This window comes from Mesorhizobium ciceri biovar biserrulae, assembly GCF_001618845.1.
Taxonomy (GTDB): Bacteria; Pseudomonadota; Alphaproteobacteria; order Rhizobiales; family Rhizobiaceae; genus Mesorhizobium; species Mesorhizobium ciceri.
The window spans coordinates 3,094,753-3,118,627 of the sequence record NZ_CP015064.1 but is presented as its reverse complement, the minus strand read 5'-3'; the positions used below and the strand labels follow the sequence as shown (position 1 = coordinate 3,118,627).

The 23,875-nt window shown below is 61.8% G+C and carries 25 protein-coding genes and 1 pseudogene; 15 read left to right on the top strand and 11 right to left on the bottom strand.

Annotated elements, in window-relative coordinates; all coding sequences use genetic code 11:
• The first annotated feature begins 36 nt into the window (after positions 1-36).
• The 3 genes from A4R29_RS14475 (at position 37) to hflX (ending at position 2,683) form a co-directional block, all read left to right on the top strand.
• Complete coding sequence (locus tag A4R29_RS14475; RefSeq protein ID WP_013531497.1) at positions 37-900, top strand: D-amino-acid transaminase; 864 nt, start codon at positions 37-39, stop codon at positions 898-900.
• 145 nt (positions 901-1,045) lie between these two features.
• A complete protein-coding gene (gene hfq / locus A4R29_RS14470) occupies positions 1,046-1,291 on the top strand; it encodes an RNA chaperone Hfq (protein WP_006202172.1) in 246 nt (81 codons plus the stop codon).
• Complete coding sequence (hflX, locus tag A4R29_RS14465; protein WP_063172186.1) at positions 1,292-2,683, top strand: GTPase HflX; 1,392 nt, start codon at positions 1,292-1,294, stop codon at positions 2,681-2,683. It begins immediately after the preceding gene.
• Positions 2,684-2,745: 62 nt separating this feature from the next.
• On the opposite strand, the gene mazG is transcribed toward hflX, so the two are convergent.
• The 7 genes from mazG to cyoA form a co-directional block, all read right to left on the bottom strand.
• Positions 2,746-3,570, bottom strand: a complete 825-nt coding sequence (mazG, locus tag A4R29_RS14460; RefSeq protein WP_063172185.1) for a nucleoside triphosphate pyrophosphohydrolase — start codon at positions 3,568-3,570, stop codon at positions 2,746-2,748.
• Positions 3,571-3,650: 80 nt separating this feature from the next.
• Complete coding sequence (locus tag A4R29_RS14455) at positions 3,651-4,835, bottom strand: amino acid aminotransferase (protein ID WP_063172184.1); 1,185 nt, start codon at positions 4,833-4,835, stop codon at positions 3,651-3,653.
• A gap of 252 nt (positions 4,836-5,087) precedes the next feature.
• Entirely contained in the window at positions 5,088-5,795 is a 708-nt protein-coding gene (locus A4R29_RS14450; RefSeq protein ID WP_032899651.1) for an SURF1 family protein, read from the bottom strand.
• Between the two features lie 96 nt (positions 5,796-5,891).
• Positions 5,892-6,272: a cytochrome o ubiquinol oxidase subunit IV gene (cyoD, locus tag A4R29_RS14445; protein WP_013531503.1), complete on the bottom strand. Its 381-nt coding sequence runs from the start codon at positions 6,270-6,272 to the stop codon at positions 5,892-5,894.
• Positions 6,269-6,895 carry a cytochrome o ubiquinol oxidase subunit III gene (gene cyoC, locus A4R29_RS14440; RefSeq protein WP_013531504.1) on the bottom strand — a complete coding sequence of 209 codons (627 nt, stop codon included), beginning with the start codon at positions 6,893-6,895 and terminating at the stop codon, positions 6,269-6,271. Before cyoC ends, cyoD begins: the two co-directional genes overlap by 4 nt.
• Positions 6,896-6,900: 5 nt before the next feature.
• Positions 6,901-8,913 (bottom strand): cytochrome o ubiquinol oxidase subunit I, encoded by a 2,013-nt coding sequence (cyoB, locus tag A4R29_RS14435; protein ID WP_024505201.1) that lies wholly within the window; start codon positions 8,911-8,913, stop codon positions 6,901-6,903.
• Between the two features lie 15 nt (positions 8,914-8,928).
• Entirely contained in the window at positions 8,929-10,098 is a 1,170-nt protein-coding gene (cyoA, locus tag A4R29_RS14430; protein WP_082827405.1) for a ubiquinol oxidase subunit II, read from the bottom strand.
• 166 nt (positions 10,099-10,264) lie between these two features.
• Between cyoA and A4R29_RS14425 the strand changes: the two genes are divergently transcribed.
• The 10 genes from A4R29_RS14425 (at position 10,265) to A4R29_RS14380 (ending at position 18,575) form a co-directional block, all read left to right on the top strand.
• Positions 10,265-11,578: an MFS transporter gene (locus tag A4R29_RS14425; protein ID WP_024505203.1), complete on the top strand. Its 1,314-nt coding sequence runs from the start codon at positions 10,265-10,267 to the stop codon at positions 11,576-11,578.
• A gap of 38 nt (positions 11,579-11,616) precedes the next feature.
• Positions 11,617-12,897, top strand: a complete 1,281-nt coding sequence (locus A4R29_RS14420) for an ATP-binding protein (protein WP_063172182.1) — start codon at positions 11,617-11,619, stop codon at positions 12,895-12,897.
• Positions 12,887-13,420 (top strand): response regulator transcription factor, encoded by a 534-nt coding sequence (locus A4R29_RS14415; protein WP_024505205.1) that lies wholly within the window; start codon positions 12,887-12,889, stop codon positions 13,418-13,420. Before A4R29_RS14420 ends, A4R29_RS14415 begins: the two co-directional genes overlap by 11 nt.
• Positions 13,421-13,575: 155 nt before the next feature.
• Positions 13,576-14,091, top strand: coding sequence for a sigma-70 family RNA polymerase sigma factor (locus A4R29_RS14410; protein ID WP_174299063.1), 516 nt, complete (start codon positions 13,576-13,578; stop codon positions 14,089-14,091).
• A complete protein-coding gene (locus A4R29_RS14405) occupies positions 14,088-14,861 on the top strand; it encodes an anti-sigma factor family protein (protein ID WP_013531511.1) in 774 nt (257 codons plus the stop codon). The genes A4R29_RS14410 and A4R29_RS14405 overlap by 4 nt, the downstream gene beginning before the upstream one ends.
• A gap of 23 nt (positions 14,862-14,884) precedes the next feature.
• Positions 14,885-15,601: a Bax inhibitor-1/YccA family protein gene (locus A4R29_RS14400; RefSeq protein WP_023812012.1), complete on the top strand. Its 717-nt coding sequence runs from the start codon at positions 14,885-14,887 to the stop codon at positions 15,599-15,601.
• A gap of 175 nt (positions 15,602-15,776) precedes the next feature.
• Entirely contained in the window at positions 15,777-16,682 is a 906-nt protein-coding gene (locus A4R29_RS14395; RefSeq protein ID WP_063172181.1) for an aldose 1-epimerase family protein, read from the top strand.
• Between the two features lie 114 nt (positions 16,683-16,796).
• Complete coding sequence (locus A4R29_RS33110) at positions 16,797-17,141, top strand: hypothetical protein (RefSeq protein WP_167355177.1); 345 nt, start codon at positions 16,797-16,799, stop codon at positions 17,139-17,141.
• Between the two features lie 50 nt (positions 17,142-17,191).
• The gene (locus A4R29_RS14385) at positions 17,192-17,854 is read left to right on the top strand and encodes a glutathione S-transferase family protein (RefSeq protein WP_063172180.1); all 663 of its coding nucleotides are present in this window, start codon (positions 17,192-17,194) and stop codon (positions 17,852-17,854) included.
• Positions 17,855-17,918: 64 nt separating this feature from the next.
• Positions 17,919-18,575, top strand: a complete 657-nt coding sequence (locus A4R29_RS14380; RefSeq protein ID WP_013531516.1) for an imm11 family protein — start codon at positions 17,919-17,921, stop codon at positions 18,573-18,575.
• A 2-nt stretch (positions 18,576-18,577) separates the two neighbouring features.
• On the opposite strand, the pseudogene A4R29_RS14375 reads toward A4R29_RS14380, so the two are convergent.
• Positions 18,578-19,487 (bottom strand): annotated as a pseudogene (locus A4R29_RS14375) (agmatinase).
• A 375-nt stretch (positions 19,488-19,862) separates the two neighbouring features.
• Between A4R29_RS14375 and A4R29_RS14370 the strand changes: the two are divergent.
• Both A4R29_RS14370 and A4R29_RS14365 read left to right on the top strand, forming a co-directional pair.
• Positions 19,863-20,672 carry a nucleotidyltransferase family protein gene (locus A4R29_RS14370; RefSeq protein WP_063168036.1) on the top strand — a complete coding sequence of 270 codons (810 nt, stop codon included), beginning with the start codon at positions 19,863-19,865 and terminating at the stop codon, positions 20,670-20,672.
• Entirely contained in the window at positions 20,665-21,414 is a 750-nt protein-coding gene (locus tag A4R29_RS14365; RefSeq protein WP_013531519.1) for a metallophosphoesterase family protein, read from the top strand. Before A4R29_RS14370 ends, A4R29_RS14365 begins: the two co-directional genes overlap by 8 nt.
• A gap of 39 nt (positions 21,415-21,453) precedes the next feature.
• Here A4R29_RS14365 and A4R29_RS14360 read toward each other — a convergent pair whose 3' ends face one another.
• The 3 genes from A4R29_RS14360 to A4R29_RS14345 form a co-directional block, all read right to left on the bottom strand.
• The gene (locus tag A4R29_RS14360) at positions 21,454-21,639 is read right to left on the bottom strand and encodes a hypothetical protein (RefSeq protein WP_013531520.1); all 186 of its coding nucleotides are present in this window, start codon (positions 21,637-21,639) and stop codon (positions 21,454-21,456) included.
• Positions 21,640-22,040: 401 nt separating this feature from the next.
• Positions 22,041-23,231, bottom strand: coding sequence for an NADH-quinone oxidoreductase subunit D (locus A4R29_RS14350; RefSeq protein ID WP_063168035.1), 1,191 nt, complete (start codon positions 23,229-23,231; stop codon positions 22,041-22,043).
• Positions 23,232-23,286: 55 nt separating this feature from the next.
• Positions 23,287-23,682: a hypothetical protein gene (locus A4R29_RS14345; RefSeq protein ID WP_013531523.1), complete on the bottom strand. Its 396-nt coding sequence runs from the start codon at positions 23,680-23,682 to the stop codon at positions 23,287-23,289.
• Positions 23,683-23,875: the final 193 nt, after the last annotated feature.

Here is a 23,875-nt window from a genome sequence, read left to right as displayed (position 1 = left end):
GCATAAGAAAGCCCGAGAATTTCTGAGGGGTCGCCAATGCCGCGCATTGCCTATGTCAACGGGCGCTATGTCACGCACGCCGACGCTGCCGTGCATATCGAGGATCGCGGCTATCAGTTCGCCGACGGTGTCTATGAGGTCTGCGAAGTAGCGCGTGGCTTCATCGTCGACATGCCGCGCCACCTGGCCCGGCTGAACCGTTCGCTGACCGAATTGTCGATCGCCTGGCCGGTCACCTCTCACGTGCTGCCGCTCATTCTGCGTGAGGTGGTCAATCGCAACCACGTCGCCAATGGCCTGGTCTACGTGCAGGTGACGCGCGGCGTGGCCAGCCGCGACTTCGTCTTCCCTTCCGCCGACACCAAGCCTTCGCTGGTGGTAACCGCCAGGAAGGCTGACCCTGCCGCTGGAGCGAAGCGAGCCGAGACCGGCATCGCCGTCATCACCGTGCCGGAGAACCGCTGGGATCGCGTCGACATCAAGACCGTCGGGCTGCTGCCCAATGTATTGGCCAAGCAGAAGGCCAAGGAAGCCGGTGCGCAGGAAGCCTGGTTCGTCGACGATGAAGGCAACGTAAAAGAAGGCGGCTCGTCCAATGCCTGGATCGTCACCCGGGACGGCGTCCTGGTCACCAGGCCGGCCGAGCATGGCATCCTGCGCGGCATCACCCGCACGACCATGTTCGAAGTGGCGGCCAAGCTTGGCCTGAAGATCGAGGAGCGCGGCTTTTCCGTCGCCGAGGCCAAGACGGCACGCGAGGCGTTCATCAGTTCCGCAACGACGATCGCCATGCCGGTGGTGACCATCGATGGCGACACGGTCGCCAATGGGCACCCCGGCTCAATAACACTTTCGTTGCGGCAAGCCTTTTTTGACATTGCGGAAAAAAGTCCAGCCTGATAACCGCACAGGTGGAATGAACATCAATATATCTCGTTCTGCTTGTCGTTACTGACGACAAGACGGTGTTTGCGAGCTTGACATGCGCCCGTTAATTTGGCGCATTGGCTTGCAAACCGAAGGGGATCGGCGAAAGACAAGAACAATGGCGGAACGATCGCAAAACCTTCAGGACCTGTTCCTGAATTCAGTTCGCAAGAGCAAGAACCCGCTCACCATCTTCCTCATCAACGGCGTGAAGCTGACCGGCGTGGTCACTTCGTTCGACAATTTCTGTGTCCTGCTGCGCCGCGATGGTCACTCCCAGCTCGTCTACAAGCACGCCATTTCCACGATCATGCCGAGCCAGCCGGTTCAGATGTTCGATGGCGAGGAAAGCCAGGGCGCCTGATTGGCACGTGAGAAAGACGCGGACGCCACCGTTCGCGGGAAACCAGCGCATCACCCCGGGACTGAGGCCAAGGGCCCGACCCGGGCCGTGGTCATTGTGCCCGTCCTTACCCGCCACCAGCGCAACGACGACGAGACCAACCGCCCGCGGCTGATGCGTTCGGCTGATGCGCGTCACGACGAGGCCGTTGGCCTTGCCCGCGCCATCAACCTTGATCTGATTCACACCGCGGTGGTGACCGTCAACGATCCGCGCCCGGCGACGCTGCTCGGCGGCGGCAAGGTCGCCGAGTTCGCGGAAATCGTCAAAGAGGGACATGCGGAAGTGGTCGTCGTCGATCATCCGCTGACCCCGGTGCAGCAACGCAATCTCGAGAAAGAGCTGAACGCCAAGGTGCTGGACCGCACCGGGCTGATCCTCGAGATATTCGGCGAGCGTGCACGCACCAAGGAAGGCACGCTGCAGGTCGAGCTCGCCCATCTCAACTACCAGAAGGGCCGCCTCGTGCGTAGCTGGACCCATTTGGAGCGTCAGCGCGGCGGCGCCGGATTCCTTGGGGGCCCCGGCGAAACACAGATCGAATCCGACCGGCGGCAGTTGCAGGAAAAGATCATCAAGCTGAAGCAGGAGCTGGAAACGGTGCGGCGCACGCGCGACCTGCACCGCGCCAAGCGCAGGAAGGTGCCGTTCCCGCTGGTGGCGATCGTCGGCTACACCAATGCCGGCAAGTCGACGCTGTTCAACCGGCTGACCGGGGCGGATGTGCTGGCACAGGACATGCTGTTCGCCACGCTCGACCCGACGCTGCGCCGCGTGCGCCTGCCACATGGCACGCCGATCATCCTCTCCGACACGGTCGGCTTCATTTCGGACCTGCCGACACATCTGATCGCGGCTTTCCGCGCCACCCTGGAAGAGGTGGTCGAGGCCGACCTCGTGCTTCATCTGCGCGACATTTCCGATCCGGACACGGCCGCCCAGGCCGAGGATGTCGAGCGTATCCTTGCAGATCTTGGCGTTGACGCTGGTGATGCCAAGCGGGTGATCGAAGTGTGGAACAAGATCGACCGGCTCGACGAAGGCAACCGGACCCGGCTGCTTGCAGACGGCGCCGATGCCAACAAGGCGCCGCCGATTGCGGTGTCGGCGGTGACCGGCGAGGGCATCGATGCGCTGAAGGCGATCATCGAAACGCGGATGGCGGGCGAACTCGAAGACCTCACCGTGACGATCGAGCCGGCACAGTTCGGCCTTGTCGACTGGCTTTACCGCAATGGCGATGTGGTTTCGCGAAGCGACAATGACGACGGCAGCGCCACCATCTCGCTGAAGGCCACGCAAAGCGCGCGCGAAGAGATCGAAAACAGATTGCGTCGTAAAAACAACGGATAATCCGGAGCAGTTCCAGGAAAAGTGTATAGCGGTTTCCGTCGGGAGTTGCCCGAAAAGAGAGACTACTTCGCGGTCTTTGCTTCCTGCCAGAGCGCTTCCATCTCGGCCAGATCAGCCTTGTCCAGCGTGTTGCCGGCTTTCTCCAAAGCCTGCTCGACATAACGGAAACGTGAGCGGAATTTCTCGTTGGTGCCGCTCAGCGCTGCTTCCGAATCGAGCTTGAGGTGGCGACCGAGATTGACGACGGCAAACAGCATGTCGCCGAACTCGTCCTTGATCGAGGCGGTGTCGCCCTTGGCCAGCGCCTCGCGCAATTCGCCGATCTCTTCCTCGATCTTGTCGAGGATGGGTGCTGCCTCGCTCCAGTCGAAGCCGACGCGGGCGGCCTTCTCCTGAAGTTTCAGCGCCCGGGTCAGCGCGGGCAGGGCGACCGGCACGCTATCCAGAAACCCCTTGCCATTGTCTTCGGGATCGAGACCGCGCGCGAGGCGGGCGCTTCGTTTCTCTGCCTTCTCTTCTGCCTTGATCTTTTCCCACATGCCCTTGGCCATGCCGGCGCTGCGGGCCTTTTCGTCGCCGAAGACATGCGGATGGCGTCGGATCATTTTCGTCGTGATGGCTTGCACCACATCGGGGAAGGCAAACTCGCCGGCCTCCTCGGCCATTTGCGCGTGGTAGACGACCTGCAGCAGCAGATCGCCGAGTTCGTCGCGCAGATCGTCGAGGTCGCCGCGCGCGATGGCATCCGCGACCTCATAGGCCTCTTCGATCGTGTAGGGCGCGATGGTCGAGAAATCCTGTTCGATATCCCAGGGACAGCCGGTCTTCGGCGCCCGCAGCGCCGCCATGATCTCGATCAGGCGCGAAATGTCTTTCGATGGCGTCATAGGGCTGATGCTATCGCGCGGCCGGCCGCGCGGCCAACGCTGTCAGCCGGCGAGAGTGCCTTGTCCACAGGCGAGCCACGTCAGTCGAGCACCGAGACGATCGCTTTGGCGAGGTCGTCCATGCCGTCTTCGGGCAGGCCGGCGACATTGATGCGGCTGTCGCCGACCATGTAGACGCCGTGCTCGGCGCGCAGCCGTTCGACTTGCGCTTCGGTGAGGCCAAGGCGGGAGAACATGCCGCGATGGCTGGCGACGAAATCGAAGCGGTCGGAATTGGATTGCCGGCGCAGGGCTTCGGCGAACTGGACACGGAGTCTCAGCATGCGCAGCCGCATCTCTTCAAGCTCGGCTTCCCAGTCTGCACGCAAGGCGGCGTCCTCCAGCACGATGCGTACGGCTGCTGCCCCGTGGTCCGGCGGCATCGAATACATGGCGCGCGCCGCCGACAGCATCTGGCTCATCGCCACATCTGCCTGTGCGCCGTCCTTGGCCAGGATCATTGCTGCGCCGACGCGGTCGCGGTAGACGGCGAAATTCTTCGAACAGCTCGACGCGACGACCATTTCCGGAACTTTCGCCGCCAGCAGGCGCAAGCCGAGGGCGTCGGCCTCAAGGCCATCGCCAAAGCCCTGATAAGCGATGTCGACGAACGGCAGCAGCGCGCGCTCGACGACCAGATCGGTAACGGCTGCCCACTGTGCCGCATCCAGATTGGCGCCGGTTGGGTTGTGGCAGCAGCCATGCAGCAGCACGACGTCGCCGCTCTTTGCGGTCCGCAGGGCCGCCAGCATGTCGTCGAAGCGAACAGCACCCGACGCGGCGTCGAAATACGGGTATTCACGGATCTGCAGGCCGGCGGCGCGCATCACCGGCATGTGGTTCGGCCAGGTCGGGTCCGACAGCCAGATGGTTGCGTCCGAACGCGTCCGCTTCAGCAATTCCGCCACCAGCCGCAGCGCGCCGGAGCCGCCAGGCGCCTGTGCGGCGCGGATGCGCGTCATGTCGGCGCCCGGACCGAAGGCGAGCTTGGCCATCACCGTGTTGAAGCCGGTATCGCCGGCAAGGCCGAGATAGGTCTTGGTGTCCTGGGCCTGCAGCAGGCGCTTTTCCGCCTCGCGCACGGCGCGCATAACCGGCGTCTTGCCGTCGCGATCCTTGTAGACGCCGACGCCGAGATCGACTTTGTCGGGGCGCGGATCGGCGCGATAAAGGCCGATCAGGGCCAGGATCTTGTCGGCGGGGGCGGGCTGCAGGGTCTCAAACATCGATAGGGCTCCAATGGCGGCGGAGTGATACGCAAATCGGTCGCGTTTCGCCAGCGGTTTTAGCTAGGTGCTCCAGCCCGAGACGGCTGGGAAGCCTGCCCTGCGCGCTCATGGATGAGGGTTTGAAGGGAAACCTATTGATGCGCGTCGGAAATGACCAGCCGGCACGAGCAGAGCGATCACGCCATCCTCTGCGCCGGCATGAGCGCTTCCGTGCGTAATTTCGGCTTTGCCTCGGCCAGCGGTCAGCGGTCAGCCCCCGCCGGGCCTGTCTTTCACAGCCTGCCGCAACAGACAGGCGACCGCGCCCAGCACCATCAAGGCCAGCCCGAACCATGTCAGGGCATAGACCAGATGGTTGTTGTGGAACGAAACGACCGTCAGGCCGCCGACCGGCCACCCTCCCGGATTGGGCGTGGCATCGGCATCGATGAAATAAGGAGCGACCTGCCCGACGCCTTGCTTGGCGGCGATCGCCTGTACATCGCGCGAATACCAGCGGTTGGCAGCCGGATCGTTGGTGCGCAGGAAGCCGCCTTTCGGTTCGCTGATGCGCAACAGGCCATGAATTCCGGTGTGATCGCCCGAGGGCTTGCCTGCGAAGCGGGTTGCCGGATCGCGCTTGTCCGTCGGCACGAAGCCCCTGTTCACCAGAATCGTGAAGCCATCATCCGCTCGGAACGGCGCCATTACCCAGAAGCCACCGCCGAGATCGGTGACCGCCTGGACCAGGGTCTCGCGATCACCGAGAAACCGGCCCGTGACGACGAGGCGGCGATACTCGTCATCCCTGGCGTTGATCGCTGGCCAGGCCGAAGGCGCCGGGGCGGCCACGGGTACTGCCTTGAGACGCTGGTCGACACGCTCGATCAGGTCGAGCTTCCAGACGCGGCGCTCCAGCTGCCAGATACCGAGCGCCGAGAACCCTGCGATGCCGATGGCTCCGCAAAGGCAAAGCATCAATAGCGTCCATCTCGAACGCGTAACCCTTTGGCCGTCGCCTGTATTCGGATGCGGTGTCGTCCGCGCCTGTTCGTCCAAAGCCAGGTCCCTCTCTCAGGGTATCTGACTCATGTCATGGCCGGGCATCATGTTGACGTTCAGATGGTACATGACCCAGAGCGAGCCCGTCAGCGCGATCATCACCAGGATGAGGGTGAAGATCAGCGCCATCATGGTCCAGCCGCTCTCCGACCTGGTGTTCATATGCAGGAAGAACACCATGTGGACGATGATTTGCACGACGGCGAAGGCCATGATGGCAATCGCCGACGCCATCTGATTGCCGAGCGCGTTGGTCATGACCAGCCAGAAGGGAACGGCGGTCAGCACGACGGACAGGCCGAAGCCTGTCAGATAGCCGGCCAGCGAGCCGTGATTGACGCCGTGATGCGCGTGGCTGTGGTTGCTGGTGTCTGTTTGGTGCCCGGCGCTCATCGCAACATTCCCATCAGATAAACGAAGGTGAAGACGCCGATCCAGATGACGTCGAGGAAGTGCCAGAACATGCTCAGGCACATCAGGCGCCGCTGGTTCGCGGCGATCAGCCCATGCCTGGAGACCTGCACCATCAGCACCACCAGCCAGACCAGGCCGAAGGTGACGTGCAGGCCATGCGTTCCGACCAGCGTGAAGAACGACGAAAGAAAGCCGCTGCGCTGCGGCGTCGCCCCCTCGTGGATGAAATGGGCGAATTCGTAGAGTTCGATGCCGAGAAAGGCGAGGCCGAACAGGCCGGTGATCACCAGCCACACCTGCATCGGCCTCACTCGCCCTTTCGCCATCTCCAGCATCGCGAAGCCGTAGGTGATGGAGGACAGGAGCAGCATGGTGGTGTTAAGCGCGACCAGCGGAAGATCGAACAGGTCCTTCGGCGCAGGCCCGGCGGCGTAGTTGCCACCGAGCACGCCGTAGACTGCAAACAGCATCGCAAAGATGAGGCAGTCGCTCATCAGGTAGATCCAGAAGCCGAGCATGGTGCTGCTGCCGCTCTCGGCATGGCCGTGGTCGTCTTCCAGGTGGAAGATCGTGTCGTCGATCACCGTGTCGGCGTGTGCCATGGTGCTCATCCCGCCTGGCTGGTGGCTGCGAGCAGGCGTGTCCGCTCGTCCTCGACGCGGGTGACGTCGCTGGACGGAATGTGGAAGTCCCGGTCGTAATTGAAGGTATGCGCGATGGCGTAGCCGATCAGAGCAACGAAGCTGACGATCGCCAGCCACCAGATGTACCAGATGAGCGCCACGGCAAGCACCACGCTCAACCCAGCCAGAATGACGCCGGCTCCGGTGTTGCGCGGCATGTGGATGTCGTGGAAGCCCGTCAACGGACGCTGGTAACCGCGATTCTTCATGTCCGCCCAGGTGTCGAGATCGTGGACGACCGGCGTAAAGGCGAAATTGTAGGCCGGGGGCGGCGACGAGGTTGCCCATTCGAGTGTACGCCCGTCCCACGGATCACCGGTGTCGTCGCGAAGCTGCTCGCGCCGGCGCACGCTGACGAAGATCTGGATGAGGAAGGACAGGATACCAAGCAGGATCAGGAAGGCGCCAAAAGCGGCGATGATGAACCAGATCTGCAGCGAGGGATCCTCGAAGGTGCGTAGCCGGCGCGTTACGCCCATCAGGCCGAGGATGTACAGCGGCATGAAGGCGAACCAGAAGCCGACCACCCAGAACCAGAAGGACATCTTTCCCCAGAACGGATCGAGCCGGAAGCCGAATGCCTTGGGGAACCAGTAGCTGATACCGGCAAACAGGCCGAACAGCACGCCGCCGATGATGACGTTGTGGAAATGCGCGACCAGGAACAGGCTGTTGTGGAGCACGAAGTCGGCCGGCGGAACGGCGAGCAGCACGCCGGTCATGCCGCCGACGGTGAAGGTCAGCATGAAGGCGACTGTCCACATCATCGGCAGTTCGAAGCGGATGCGGCCGCGGTACATGGTGAACAGCCAGTTGAATATCTTGGCGCCTGTCGGGATCGAAATGATCATCGTGGTGATGCCGAAGAACGAGTTGACGCTCGCTCCCGACCCCATGGTGAAAAAGTGATGCAGCCAGACGAGATAGGACAGGATGGTGATGACGATGGTGGCGTAGACCATCGAGGTGTAGCCAAAGAGCCGCTTGCCGCAGAAGGCCGAGGTCACTTCGGAAAATATGCCGAAGGCCGGCAGGATCAGGATGTAGACCTCGGGGTGGCCCCAGATCCAGATCAGGTTCACGTACATCATCGGATTGCCGCCGAAGTCGTTCGTGAAGAAGTTGGTGCCGACATAGCGGTCGAGAGCCAGCAGGGCCAGCACCGCCGTCAGCACCGGGAAGGCGGCGACGATGAGCACATTTGTGCAGAGCGCGGTCCAGGTGAAGATCGGCATTCTCATCATGGTCATGCCAGGCGCGCGCATCTTGACGATGGTGCAGACCAGGTTCACGCCCGACAGCAGCGTGCCTACGCCCGCCACTTGCAGCGCCCAGATATAATAATCGACACCGACATCGGGACTGTAGCCGATACCCGACAGCGGCGGGTAGGCGAGCCAGCCGGTGCGCGCGAATTCGCCGACGAACAGCGACATCATGACGATGACCGCGCCGCCGACCGTCATCCAGAAGCTGAAATTGTTGAGGAACGGAAACGACACGTCGCGCGCGCCGATCTGCAGCGGGACGACGAAATTCATCAGGCCCGTCACCAGCGGCATCGCCACGAAGAAGATCATGATGACGCCGTGCGCGGTGAAGATCTGGTCATAATGATGTGAATTGAGATAGCCTTCCGAACCGCCGAAGGCCATCGCCTGCTGGAGCCGCATCATGATGGCGTCGCTGAAGCCGCGCAGCAGCATGACGATGCCGAGCACCATGTACATCACACCGATGCGCTTGTGGTCGACGCTGGTGAACCATTCGCGCCACAGATAGCCCCAGAGCTTGAAATAGGTCAGCGCGCCGACGAGGGCGATGCCGCCCAGCGCGACGACTATGAAGGTCGCGACCACGATGGGCTCGTGCAGCGGCAGCGACTCGAGCGTAAGCCGGCCGAAGATCGCCTTGAGAAGAGCAGGATTGTCGAACATGTCTTGCGTGGCGCCTCAGGAGTTGAAGGGCGACCGAAGCGTGCCGGTTGCGGAAGGTGACGGCAGTCGGATCGACAGGGGCAGTGGCCGTTGCAGACCAGCGCCGACTATCGGCGTCGAGGTCATCGGCGTGGCGGATTGATCAGCCTTCGAAGCGGCCAGTGCTTCTTCGGTCGTGCATATGCTGGCGACATAGGATGGGGCAGGGCCGAATATCGTGCCGCGCCGGGCGAACTTGTCGTACAGCAGCGGAAGCGTGTTGCGGATGCCGGCCATTCCCAGACCGCCCTTGGCATCGATCTGCGACATCTCGCTCATGCACATCTTGCCGGGCTCGACGCACATATTGAGGATCGCCTTGTAGAGATCGCTATCCACCGTCGCATAGTGGCGCACGGGTTGGTTCTCGCTGGGCTGTTCGAGCTCCAGATAGCCGTTTCGGTCGAGCTTGCCGCCGCTGTCCTTTGCCTTCGCGATCCATGCCTGGAAACCGGCATCGTCGAGGCCGTGGAACGCGAAGCGCATTCCCGAGAAGCCGGCGCCGCTGTAATTGGCAGAGAACCCTTCATAGTCGCCGGACTTGTTGATGACGGCGTGCAGCCTGGTTTCCATACCCGGCATCGCATAGATCTGGCCGGCCAGTGCTGGAATGTAGAAGGAGTTCATCACCGATGCGGAGGTGATGCGAAAGCTGATCGGCCGGTCGACCGGCGCAGCCAGTTCGTTGACCACGGCGACGCCGTATTCCGGATAGATGAACAGCCATTTCCAGTCGAGCGCGACGACTTCGACCTCAAGCGGGCGCACGTCCGGCGGCAGCGGCTTGCCGGCCGCTACACGTCCGATCGGACGATAGGGGTCGAGCAGATGGGTGCCCATCCAGGTCACCGCGCCCAGGCAGATGATGATCAGAAGCGGCACAGCCCAAATGACGAGTTCGAGATGGGTCGAGTGGTCCCAATCCGGCTCGTAGCGCGCCTCGCGGTTGGACTGGCGGTATCGCCAGGCAAAGAATATGGTGAGAGCCATCACCGGTATGATGACGATCAGCATCAGTGCCGTGGACACCATCAGCAGGTCGCGCTGCTGCTCGGCGACGTCGCCGGCAGGGTTCAGGACGACCATGCTGCAGGAGCCGAGCGATGCCAGCAGGGGCAGCAGGAAAAGGGTACGAAGACGGCTCAATGTATGACCTGTCGGTTGTTCCCCCCAGTGCTAACCGTACCGCGGCGATGAAGGCATTGGACAATTTGTCCAATGCCGCAATGACGCGGCAGGCGTCATCAAAGCATCTGGCCCGCGCACATGGCAAGCGATCGTATGAGACCGCGGCGGGGCGACGGAGAATGCTGTGAGCCCAACTTCGAAGATCGAAGCCGACGCAAGACGGATCAATGCGCGGCATCATGAGGTGAAGCCCGGCGAAATCGCCGTTGGCGTCATCATCGGCAGGACGTCGGAATTCTTCGACTTCTTCGTCTACGCGATCGCTTCCGTCATCGTTTTCCCCAAGCTCGTATTTCCATATGCCGACCCGTTGACCGGCACGCTCTACTCCTTCGCCATCTTCGCGCTTGCCTTCATCGCGCGGCCGATCGGGACGGCGATCTTCACCGCGCTCGACCGCGCCTACGGACGCAGCGCCAAGCTCACCATCGCGCTGTTCCTGCTGGGGACCTCGACCGTGTCGATCGCCTTCGTGCCCGGTTACGACCAGATCGGCCCGGCTTCGGCCTGGCTGCTGGCCATGTTCCGGATCGGTCAGGGACTGGCGCTGGGCGGGACATGGGACGGACTTGCCTCGCTGCTGGCGTTGAATGCCCCCGAAAAGCGTCGCGGCTGGTATGCGATGATCCCGCAGCTGGGCGCGCCACTCGGGCTCATCGTCGCCAGTGCCCTGTTTGCATATTTCGTCGGCAACCTGTCGGCTGAAGACTTCTTCAGCTGGGGTTGGCGCTACCCGTTCTTCGTCGCCTTCGCCATCAACGTCGTCGCCCTGTTCGCGCGGCTGCGCATCGTGGTGACGCCGGAATACACCAAACTGTTCGAAGGCCAGGAACTGGAGCCGACTTCCGTCCGCGAGACGTTGCGCGCCGAAGGGCGCACTGTCGTGCTCGGCGCTTTCGCGCCGCTGGCGAGCTTCGCCCTGTTCCACATGGTGACGGTGTTTCCTCTGTCCTGGATATTCCTGTTTACGCGCGAGGGACCCGCACGGTTCCTGGTCATCGAGACGATCGGAGCCTTCTTCGGCCTGGCGGCAATCGCGATCTCGGGCGTCGTTGCCGACCGGGTCGGGCGCTGGCCATTGCTTGGAGGCTCGGCGGTGGCCATTGCCGTGTTCAGCGGTTTCGCGCCACAGCTGCTCGATGGCGGCTTCGTCGGAGAGTCCGTCTTCATGGTGTTGGGCTTCGTCCTGCTCGGCCTGTCGTTCGGCCAGTCTTCGGGAGCACTCGCCTCGAATTTTTCAAAGAACTACCGCTATACAGGTGCTGCGCTGACCTCGGATCTCGCCTGGCTGTTCGGCGCCGGCTTCGCCCCCATTGTCGCCCTGTTCCTGTCCGCCCATTTCGGGCTGATCTCGTCCGGTGCCTATCTGCTGTCGGGAGCGCTATGCACGCTGCTGGCGCTGCGGCTCAACCAGCGCCTGGATCGGACTCCCGCTTGAGTGACCTGCTTGGCCAGGGCTGGGGACCTCCCGGCCCAATGACGCTGCACGACAAGACCAACAAGCAGAATTTCCTGCTTCTGATCCAACTGCGCTGGATCGCCGTCGGCGGTCAGATCGTGACGATCCTGTTCGTCCGCTACGCGCTTGGCATCGGCCTGCCGCTGGTGCCGATGGCAGTGGTGATCCTGCTGCTGATCGCTCTCAACGTCGCCAGCCTGCGCCGGCACAGCAGCCAGGACGCGATCACCAACACCGAGCTGTTTCTTGGACTGCTGCTCGACGTCACCGCGTTGACGGTCCAGCTTTACCTGAGCGGCGGCGCGTCCAATCCCTTCATTTCGCTTTACCTGCTCCAGGTCATCCTGGGCGCGGTACTGCTGGAGACATGGTCGGTCTGGGCGCTTGTCCTCATTGCAAGCACGTGCTTCATCGCGCTGACCACCTTCTACCGTGAGATCAGCCTGCCCGCCGCACACGGTGCCGGGCTGTTCAGCCTGCACATTCAGGGCATGTTCATCTGTTTCGTCCTGGCGGCAACGCTTCTGGTGCTGTTCATCACCAGGGTCCAGAACAACATTCGCACCCGCGACGCTCATCTTGCGGATTTGCGCCAGCAATCGGCGGAGGAGGCTCACATCGTCAGGATGGGCCTGCTCGCCTCTGGCGCCGCGCATGAGCTCGGCACGCCGCTGGCTACGCTTTCCGTCATCCTCAACGACTGGCAGCGCATGCCGGTTCTCGAGGCCGATCCGGATCTGGCGCAGGAAATCCGGGAGATGCAGGGCCAGTTGGACCGTTGCAAGAAGATCGTTTCGGGAATCCTGATGTCGTCGGGCGAATTGCGCGGCGAAGGCACGGTTCGCACCTCCGTCGATGCCTTTCTGGCGGAGCTGGTGGCCGAATGGAAGTCGACACGGCTGCCGCAAGGTTTCGAATACACCAGGCGTTTCGGCGCCAACCAGGAGATCGTCTCCGATCCCGCGCTCAAACAGGTGATGTTCAATGTACTGGACAACGCACTTGAAGCGTCGCCTCTATGGGTCGGTTTGATCGTCAGCCGCCACGCGGACGATCTCATCATCGAAGTTGTCGACGCGGGACCGGGATTTGAAGAAGCCATGCTTGCTGAATTCGGCAAGCCCTACACGTCGACCAAGAACCGGCCAGGTAGCGGGCTCGGCCTGTTTCTGGTCGTCAATGTCATCCGCAAGCTGGGGGGCAGCGTCACCGTAAGAAACAGAACCGAGGGGGGAGCTTCGGTTACGTTGCATCTGCCGCTGGCTGCTCTGTCTCCGCAAGGGCACAATGCCGACTAAACGCACGCTGCTGATCGTCGAGGACGACATCGCCTTTGCCAACGCACTGCGCCGGTCTTTCGAACGGCGTGATTACGAAACGCATAGCTGCCGGAGCGTCGACGGCGTGCAGGCGCTGATCGGCACCGTTGCCTTCCAATATGCCGTCGTCGATCTCAAGCTTGCCAGCGGCTCGGGCCTTGAGTGCGTCAGGGCGCTGCACGAACACGATCCTGAAATGCGGATCGTCGTGTTGACCGGCTTTGCCAGCATCGCCACCGCTGTCGAGGCGATCAAGCTCGGCGCCTGCCAGTATCTCGCCAAGCCCGCCAATACAGACGACATTGAAGCGGCTTTCGGCCAGGTCGAGGGCAATGCTTCGGTGCCGCTCGCCGAGCGGCCAACCTCGATAAAGAACCTCGAATGGGAGCGCATCCACGAGACGCTGGTGGAAGCCGACTTCAACATTTCCGAGACGGCACGACGGCTCGGCATGCACCGCCGGACACTGGCGCGGAAGCTGGAGAAGAGGCGTGTGAAGTAGGCACGATCCACCGGGCATGGCACATCGTGGCGATGCCGATGATAAGATTGATGCCGGCAACAATCATTGCATTCGAACGATGTCCTCCAAAGGAAAATTGGCAGGGCAGGGATTAAAATCCCCACATGCTCCGTAAACAGGACATGAAACCGCCGATGCCACGCTTTGACATCATAGGACAGCTCGGTTCGCTGCGCCGCTATGCGCGCTCGCTGACGCGCGACAGCACCGACGCCGAGGACCTTGTCCATGACGCGCTGGTGCGCGCTTATGAGCGGCGCAGCACCTTCCGCTCCGGCGGAAACCTGCGCGCGTGGCTGCTGTCGATCGTCCACAACACCTTCATCGACAGGATGCGGGCCCGCAAGTCCGAGGCGTCGCGCGTCGAACAGGCTGGATACCTGGCCGACGGCAGCACGCCGGCACCACAGGAACATTCGGTGCGCCTGGCGCAGGTGCGCCAGGCTTTTTTCAGCCTGCCGGAAGAACAGCGTTCAGCGCTGCACCTCGTCGCTATCGAAGGCCTCTCCTACCAGCAGGCCGCCGATGCCAGCGGCGTGCCGCTCGGCACGCTGATGTCGCGCATCGGCAGGGCGCGCGCCGCACTGCGCGAGATGGAGGAGCCGGCGAAGGCAAAAAACCACCTCAGGATCGTTGGAGGCCCTTCATGACCGCAACTGTCGATCCCGTGACGGATATCGACCTCGACGCCTATGTCGACGACCAGATCGACGTCACCCGCCGCATCGAGGTGGAGGCATTCTTGTCCGCTCGCCCGGAGGCGGCGGCGCGCGTGATGTCGGATCTCAGGACCCGCGATGAACTGCGCGTGGCGCTTGCCGGCTCCAAAGGCATGGCACGGCCCGCGACCGCCGATGCCGCGCGGCGGCTGGAGAGGGGGCTTGCCCGCGGCCGCATCTTCGGTGTGCTGCAGCGCGCCGCGGTGGTTGCTGTCTTCGTCGCCGCCGGGTGGCTGGCGAACGGTATCATCGGGCCGATGTCGGTGACCAAGGTCGTCGCCTCGCCGCAGCCGCCCGCCTATGTCGACGACGCAGTGCGGGCCCACAGGACCACGCTGGTGCGCGAGAGCATGCCGTCGCAGCCCGAGGCGCCCAATTACAACGCCGGCGAGATTCGCGCCGCGACCGCCATCGTCATGCCGTCGCTGCCCAAGGACTGGAAGGTCCGCGACGTGCAGATCTATCCGTCCCGCTTTGGTCCGAGCGTCGAGATGGCGGTCGAGACGAAAGACATGGGGCTGGTGTCGCTGTTTGCGATCCGGCCTGGAACCTTCGACGTCGTCAAGCCGACGATCGCGCCCTCGGGCGACATCTCATCGGCCTATTTCCAGATCGGCGATGTGGCTTATGCGGTGGTCGGACGAAGCGAGGTCCACGACCTCGACCGCGCCGCAGAGACGCTCGCCAAGACGCTCTACTGATCGATCCACAAAGGAGAACGCAAATGAACACCCCCAATCTGGGATATCGGGTCGGCGCCGGCGCCCAAACCGGAGCCATCTTCGACGAGGGCCTGCGCCAGCACATGCTGCGCGTCTACAACTACATGGGTGTCGGCCTGGTGGTCACCGGCCTCGTCGCCTTCATGATCTCATCGACGCCGGCGCTCTACGTGCCGATCTTCTCCAGCCCGCTGAAATGGGTGGTGATGCTGGCACCGCTCGCCTTCGTCATGCTGTTCTCGTTCAAGATGCAGACCATGTCCGCGGCGAGTGCCCAGGCGATGTTCTGGGCCTTCTGCGCGGTCATGGGCCTCTCGCTCGCCTCCGTGTTCCTGGTGTTCACCGGAACCAGCATCGCGCGCACCTTCTTCATCGCAGCCACCATGTTCGGCGCCACGAGCCTTTACGGCTACACGACAAAGCGGGACCTGACCCAGTTCTCGTCGTTCCTGATCATGGGCCTGATCGGCGTGGTGATCGCCAGCATCGTCAACATCTTCCTCGGCTCGACCGCGCTGCAGTTCGCCATCTCGGTGATCGGCATCGCCGTGTTCATCGGCCTGACCGCCTGGGACACGCAGACGATCAAGGAACAGTATGCCGAGAATTTCGACGCGGAATCGCGCCAGAAACTTGCCGTCTTCGGCGCCTTCTCGCTCTATCTGAACTTCATCAACATCTTCCAGCTGCTGCTGAATTTCACCGGCGAACGCGAATAACGACTATCCGCTGTGGGCAAGAGCGAGGGTTATTGCTCTTGATGCGGAGAGGTGGCCGGAGGGAGATCCTCCGGCCACAATTCGTTCCTGCAGAACCAGGCTGCACCTTGAGTCCCGAAGCGCTTTTGCTAGTCTGCCCACCGCGCCGGCCTTCAACAACGACCCGCGAGGAAATGTGGCACAGGACAGCCAAACGCTTCATGGCGACGGTATCTCGGCGACCATCGTTGCGCAGGGCGCCGAACTGATTTCGCTGCAAGATGCGCACGGATTCGAATTCCTGTGGCAGGCGGGGCCGGAATGGCGGCGTCACTCGCCGGTGCTGTTCCCGATCGTAGGGCGGCTGGCGGGCGATCATCTGCGCCATCGCGGCCGGACCTATCCAATGACGCAGCACGGGTTCGCGCGCGACAAGCCGTTTGCCTGGGCGCGGAAGGGGCCGCGATCCTGCACGCTGGTGCTCACCGACGATGTCGACACCCGGGCGCGCTATCCGTTCGCCTTTCGGCTTGAAGTGACCTACACGCTGGTCCGCCAGCAGCTTGATGTGACTTTCGACATCACCAACACTGGTGATGAGCTCCTGCCGGCATCGATCGGGGCGCACCCGGCATTCAATTGGCCCTTGCAGCCGGATCAGGCCAAGACGGACTACCGGCTGATCTTTGCCGATGATGAGCCGGCGCCGATCCGCCGCCTTAAGGACGGACTGCTGCTGAAAACGCCACAGCCGACGCCTGTCGAAGGCAACATACTCCCGCTCTCCGAGCGGTTGTTCGACGAGGACGCGGTGATCATGGACCAGCCCGCAAGCTCCAGTGTGCGTTATGCCGCCGAGCGTGGCCCGGCGATCGAGATGTCCTGGCAAGGGGTTCGGGAGTTGGGCGTCTGGTCAAAGCCGGGCGGCGCGCCGTTCCTGTGCATCGAACCCTGGCACGGCCTTGCAAGCCCGGTGGATTTCGATGGTGATTTTGTCGACAAACCAGGCCTGATGCTGATCGCGCCGGGTGCAAGTCGCGTGATGAGCTATCGGGTACGTCTGCTGCCAATAGCCAATTGGAGTGCGCTCAGTGAATTCTGAAACGATCGAGATCTACCATCCGCGTGGTGTTTCAAATTTGGGCAATGGGACATTGGTGGTCTCAAGCTCAAAGTCTATGGTCTCGTCGCAGACAACAGAAAGATCGACGAACCCATGGCGACTCTGGCGCACTCATTCGTGCGACAGGAGGTTCTGCCGCGTGTGGCGGACGAGGGTGACGAGAATGGCATGGGCTTTGTGATCATTCATCCTGGTGAGCTCGGTGTGTCCATCTTAGCTCACTGGTGGATACAGGGTTCGGTGCTTTGTCAGCACATCTATCGGAAGCTGTATTCCGCAACCGAACCGATGGACACGGTTAAGAGACCTGTTATTGCCTGTGTTTGGGAATTGGCTCTGATGAATGCCGAGCAGGAAGCTTGGCGAAAAACGATGATGAAAGGCGAGCCCAATCCATTGGGATACATGGGCGCTTGGGCTGACTTCGAAGCTGCATAGAGGCTGCTCATGATCGACTATTGCGTGGTCGCCCAGATCGTCGGTGCCCAATGAAGCTGTACTTCAGCCGCAATCCCAATCCTCGATTGGCGGTCGCGGTCGCACGCTATCTCGAAACGAAACTGGACTTCGAATTCGCCTCGCCATTCGCTGCCGGGCAAATGGAGAAATTTCGCCGGTTAAATCCCAACCTCTCACTGCCCATCCTTGTGGATGATGAGGGAAAGAGCCTCTGGGAGGCAGACGCCATAGCCTGCAGGCTGTCGCGCCACGCGCATTCGGATTTCTGGCGCACCGGCGATGACGAACCCGAGATGATCCGGTGGTTCAGCTGGGGCAAGGAGCACTTCGCACTCGCTTGCGACACGGTGCATTTCGAACGTGGGACGAAACAGCGGTACGGCATCGGCCCGATCGATCAGAAGCGGGTGGAGGAGGGCCTGAACCAATTCCATACGGCTGCGGCAATACTCGACGCCGTGCTTGCCGAGCGGCAGTGGCTGGTCGGCAATTCGGTTTCCTATGCCGATTTTCGAATGGCGACCTTCCTACCGTTCAACGACGCCGCCAGACTGCCGCTCGACGATTATCCCTCTGTCAGCCGCTGGTACCGTCGACTTGAAGACATCGACGCCTGGCGTGACCCTTTCAAAGGGATGGATGCACCCGAATTGCCGCCGGTGCCGCAAATGGCCGTCGCGGATCAGCGGTGAGAACGCGCGCGAAGAGCAGCGCAGCAGGCCGAGCCTACCAAGGCGATGATGTGCGGGGGACCGGATGAACATCTATGTCCTGAGCGTGATCGAAGGACAGGAATGGGTCCTTCCTCGGCAGGCGGACGACTACCAGCTGTTTTCGACGCTCTGCGGCCGGAAGCAGACACAATGGCATCCGCCCAGGATGGAGATCCTGCGCGAACACGACGACGGTACGCTCCGGCAATATTCAGATTTTCCATGGCTTGGCGAGCATGTGCTCATCCTGCGAGCGAGGGCGTCGAAGTTGCTTCGGCCAACCCTCCAACCATACGGTGAATTCCTGCCGCTTCCTGCTGACGAGCCAATATCGCTCTTCAATGTCACCACCGTGATCGATGCGCTGGACGAGGAACGTTCAAAGATCGTTCGCTTTGACGATGGCGGCGTCATGGTGATCGAAAGCCTCGTCCTTCGAGCGGACGCAATCGGCGGTACCGAGATATTCAAGCTGCCCGAGCGTGCCGACGGGGTGCGAACATCCGATATTTATCTGCAGGAGACGATCGTACGCCGGATCGGGGAGCTTGGGCTCAAGGGCATTGCTTTCAACCTGGTCTGGAGCGACGAGCCGGTCGGACGAGGCAGGATCGAATACCCAGGTGTCAAAAAGGGCATTTCAACCGCAAGCTCGCTCACGCGCCTTTGGGCCGCTCTGCGGCGAAGAGCGGGATTTTGACATCAAACCTGCCGGACGACGGTGCCGGCCACATTGACGAGAAGGCGCGCGGCGGTCAGCGCTGACAGGCCGTCGATATCGGCCGGAGGATAGAACTCGACAAGGTCGAATCCTGCGATCCTGGCCCGCCTGCCGAGGCCGGCGATCAGGTCGATTACCTGCGTGTAGGTGAGGCCGCCCGGTGTACGCGCCGCCACGCCCGGCATGATGCTTGGATCAAGGCTGTCGCAGTCGAGGGTGACGACGACCCGCGCGGCTTCCGGAATATGCCGGAGCGCGGCTTCGACGCCCTGGGCATGAACCTCGCGGGCGGTCACGAAGCGGCTGCCATAGCGCCGGGCTGCTTCGATTTCGGTGATGCGCGCGCTGCCGACGCTGCGCAGACCGACCTGCACCATGCCGGCGACATGCGGCATCTCGCTCGCCCTGCGCATCGGGCTCGAATAGCCGTGGCGTTCGCCATGAACCTCGTCGCGCCAGTCTATATGGGCGTCGACCTGCAGGACCCACCGGCCCGTGCTCTGCAAAGCCGGCGAGGAAGGGAATGGTCATGGAACAGTCGCCGCCGATCAGGATCGGCACAGCCGGCAACGTCAGGATCTCGCGCGTTTTTGCCTCGATCCTGGCCCGGTTGCCGGCATTGTCATGCATGGTGGTCAAGATATCGCCGGCGTCGACGCAAGAGTCCGGCTTGCCGTCGAACAGCGGGCCGCCAAGATCGAAATCCCAGTGCTCGACGAACGCGGCATCGTCCTGGCTGGCAGCACGGATGGCGTTGGCGGCCAAGGCATAGCCGCTGCTGTCCTTGCCGGGATAGGTGCTGCCGTGACCGGCCCCGAAGATCACCGCACGAGGCACGCGGCTATCTGCAAGACGGTCGGGAAAGCCGAGAAAGGGAGGCGAGGGGGTCATGCCTTGATGGTCCTGATGATGGCTTGGCGCACGCCGATCGGGGTGCGGTTAGATCAAGCGCCTCGGCTTCAGCTTTGTACCCGATTGGGTAAGCCCAATAAACTCTAAAACGATCGAGATCGAGCACCCACGGGGTGTTTCAAATTTGGGCCAATGGGACATTGGCGGCGGCATGGGCCGATTCCGAGGCGACATAGAGACTTGCGCGCCGGCGATGACGTTGGGCCGGGCTTGGATCGGCAGGCGCGATCCCGAAATTTCCAGTACGTGACGAGAATGAACCTTTGGCTGGCCGCCCGGTAGCGGAACCAGGCGGGGTTCACGTTGTTACCACAGCGGGCGACTGCCGGTTGCCGGATTCGGAGTCATCGTTTCATGACCAATGGCCCATTGCCTGAAAACGTTCTGGTCTCGCTTCCCATGATTGACGCAAAGGCGGCGCCGACGCTCAAAAATGCCGAGGCGGAGGTATTTTATACCGAAGCAATCCGCGAGCTTGCCGCCACCGACATTCCCTTTCTGGTCGCCGGGACCTACGCGGTAAGCGCCTATACGGGTGTCACCCGCCAGACCAAGGACCTCGATATCTTCTGCAAGGCAGGCGACTACGCGCGGATCCTCGCCCATTTCAAGCAGCTTGGATATGCCGTCGAAATCGAGGACGACCGGTGGCTCGGCAAGGTGTTCAAGGGCACGCATTTCTTCGACGTCATCTTCGGCTCGGCCAACGGCACGGTGCCTGTTGGCGACCTGTGGCTGGAACACGCCCGCCAAACCGAGCTGTTGGGCAGCAGGGTGCGGATCATCGGCCCGACCGAACTCATCTGGTCCAAATGCTTTATCCAGGACAGAGGGCGACACGACGGCGCCGATATCGCTCATACGATTCTCAAGGCGGGCGATCAGATCGATTGGCACCGGCTGCTTTCTTATCTGGAGGTTCATTGGGAGGTTCTGTTGATGCAGCTTATCAATTTCAGATGGATCTATCCGAGCGAGCGCGATCATATCCCGGCCTGGTTGCTCGATGAATTGCTCGACCGCCTCGCCAAGCAACGGCAATTGCCGTCTCCAAGGATGAAGATCTGCCGTGGGCGGCTGCTTTCGCAAACCGACTACGAGATCGACGTCAAGGAATGGGGCTTCGCCGGCGTCGGTGGTGTGGGAGAATTCCGTGATGGCTGATCCCGTCAAGAGCAGCGCGCCCAAGGACGGCGCACGCGCGCTCAAAGTTGCCGCGGTCGGGGATCTCCATGTCCGGGAAGATGCGCAAAACTCGTATCGAGACCTCTTCGGCGAGATATCGAGCGAAGCGGACATTCTCGTTCTCACGGGAGATCTGACCAATCTCGGCAAGCCTCGTGAAGCGGAGATGCTGGCCGAGGATCTGCGCAACTGCTCGATTCCGGTTGTGGCAGTCCTCGGCAATCATGACTACGAGTCCGGTGCGGTGGAAGACGTCACGAAGATCCTGCGGCAGGCGCATGTTCACCTCCTCGACGGGCAGACAGTCGAAATCGAGGAGGTCGGTTTTGTCGGCGTGAAGGGATTCATAGGCGGCTTCGGGTCACGCATGCTCGGCTCATTCGGGGAACCGGCGATCAAGACGATGGTCGCGGAAAGCGTGAACGAGGCAATGCGACTTGAAAATGCGATGCGCCAGGTGCGGGCCAAGCGCACGCTGGTGATCCTTCACTACGCGCCGATTGCCGACACCGTCGCGGGAGAACCGCTGGAAATATTTCCGTTTCTGGGCTCTTCACGTCTGGCCGAAACGATCGATCGATTCCAGGTCAGTGCTGTCGTGCACGGTCATGCACATCGCGGTTCTTACGAAGGCCAAACGCCTGGCGGAGCCAAGGTCTACAACGTCGCCATGCATGTGGCCAAGCCTGGCGGCCGCCCCTACGCCTTGCTGGAAATCTGATGCCAACGGCTTGCGCCGTCGATGCCCATTGGCCTGGACTCAGTTGGTGGCGTTGATCGACCTCGCCAACTCTTCCAGCTTCCGCGGATCATTGCCGTGACGGCGCACCAGTTCGCGTGCCTGCCTGGACGGCAAATCGGTCGTGGCGGCCAGCTGTCGCACCTGCTGATCGTCGATGGCGACCTGCGGCAATGTATGGTCGATATCTCCTGACTTGTCCTTCATCACGCTTCTCCTTGGTCGATTTCGACGACAACGGCTCGAAAATCCGACCGGTTCCGAACGATCTGCAACTTTTGCGCCGGCATCCGTGGGCGGACCAACGTGCGCCTGCCTTGAGGGCGCAACGATCTCGATGGCTGTATTCTGCCAGGAACCATGCCACGGCGGACGAGTTGTTCCGACTGAACGGAGACAGTTAGATGCCACAGCCAAGACAGCCAGACCCAAATCGCGATATGCCCGTGCCGCCTCCAACATGGAAGCCGGAGCCGATCGAGGAACCCGAACCGGAAACGCTTCCGGACGAGACTCCGCTGCCCAACCCCGACGAGAATGAAGAGCCTCCCGTCCACGCATGAGAGGGAATTTCTGCATCGCGGGGCAAGCGCGCAACCTGCCGAGGACTAACGATCTATCTCGCCAAACACGATGTCGAGCGACCCGATGATCGCGGCAACGTCGGCGATCATGTGCCCTCGAGACAGGAAATCCATCGCCTGCAGATGGGCGAAAGATGGCGCACGTATTTTGCACCGGTAAGGGACGTTGCCCCCGTCAGAAACCAGATAAACGCCGAATTCTCCCTTTGGCGCTTCAACCGCGGCGTAGACTTCTCCCGCCGGCACGCGATGCCCCTCGGTATAAAGTTTGAAATGCTGGATGGTCGCTTCCATAGAGCGTTTCATCGTGGCGCGCCGCGGCGGCGTGATCTTCTGGTTCGGAATCGCGACCGGCCCCTGGCCTTCGGATGACCGCAGTTTTTCCAGGCATTGCTTCATGATCCGCACCGACTGGCGCATCTCCTCCATACGGACGAGATAACGGTCATAGCAGTCTCCGTTCTTGCCGACGGGGATGTCGAAATCCATGTCAGGGTAACATTCGTATGGCTGTGCCTTGCGCAAATCCCATGCCGCGCCCGATCCGCGTACCATCACGCCGGAAAATCCCCAGCGCCAGGCATCATCCAGCCCGATCACACCAACATCGACATTGCGCTGCTTGAAGATGCGGCTGCCGGTGAGCAGATCGTCGAGGTTGTCACAGACTTTGAGGAACGGATCGCAGAAAGCCCAGATGTCGTCGAGAAGCTTCGCAGGCAAATCCTGGTGCACGCCGCCGATTCTGAAGTAATTCGCATGCATGCGAGCGCCGGAGGCGCGCTCGTAAAAGACCATCAGCTTCTCGCGCTCCGCAAATCCCCAAAGCGGCGGCGTCAGGGCGCCGATATCCATGGCCTGGGTCGTGACATTGAGGAGATGCGACAGAAGCCGGCCAATTTCGCAAAAAAGAACACGGACAAGCTGCCCACGCTTTGGAACTGTTATGTCGAGCAGTTTTTCGGCGGCGAGGCAGAACGCATGCTCCTGGTTCATCGGCGCGACATAGTCGAGCCGATCGAAATAGGGCAGCGCTTGCAAATAGTTCTTGTGCTCTATGAGTTTTTCGGTGCCTCGATGGAGCAAGCCAATATGCGGATCGGCACGCTCGACGATCTCGCCGTCCAGTTCGAGCACCAACCGAAGAACACCATGGGCGGAGGGATGCTGTGGCCCGAAATTGATGGTGAAGTTGCGAACGGCGGCTTCGACCATTGCTGCTCTCCGCGACTGCATTTCGTCGATTCAGTGATGCGTATGGTTCGATGCCTCAAGTCGTCGTCTGAATGATCAGCGTCAGCGTGCCATCGCCATCTATGTTTGCAGCGACAACCTGCGAGGAATTGAGCCCATTCGCTCTCAAAGCCGACGTCGCCTGAGGTGAGGCATCGACGGAGCTTTGCAGGCGAAGCAAATCTTCGGCGCTGGTCTGGTTAATCACGGCATCGGCCTGCGCCTTGATTTCGTCCGGCAAATCCTCGACGGCGACAATGGCGACGCCGGTGAAATTCAAACCGGCAGAGCCTGGATCGGGCGGCGCCAGCTCCGGCTGCGCTTCGCCCTGCGGTGGCGTCACCTGGGGAAGCTGCGGTCCGATAGTTTGGGCGTAGACGGGCTGAATGGTGACCGCCCCGGAAAGCGCGACAGCTATCGTCAACATGCGCATGGTCGCTCCTTGCATTCTTCGAGGGAGATTTTGAAGAAACCCCCATGCTGAGCGATGGTTCCGCAAGGCCGGTCCCACCGGGCGATTTCGCCCCAACTCACCCCAGAGAGACGCCGAAAACCCTGGCCAAGGCGTTCGTCACACGGCTGTCTCCAACCGGTTGGGTAGCTCCGTACGGAATCGTACCATCGAT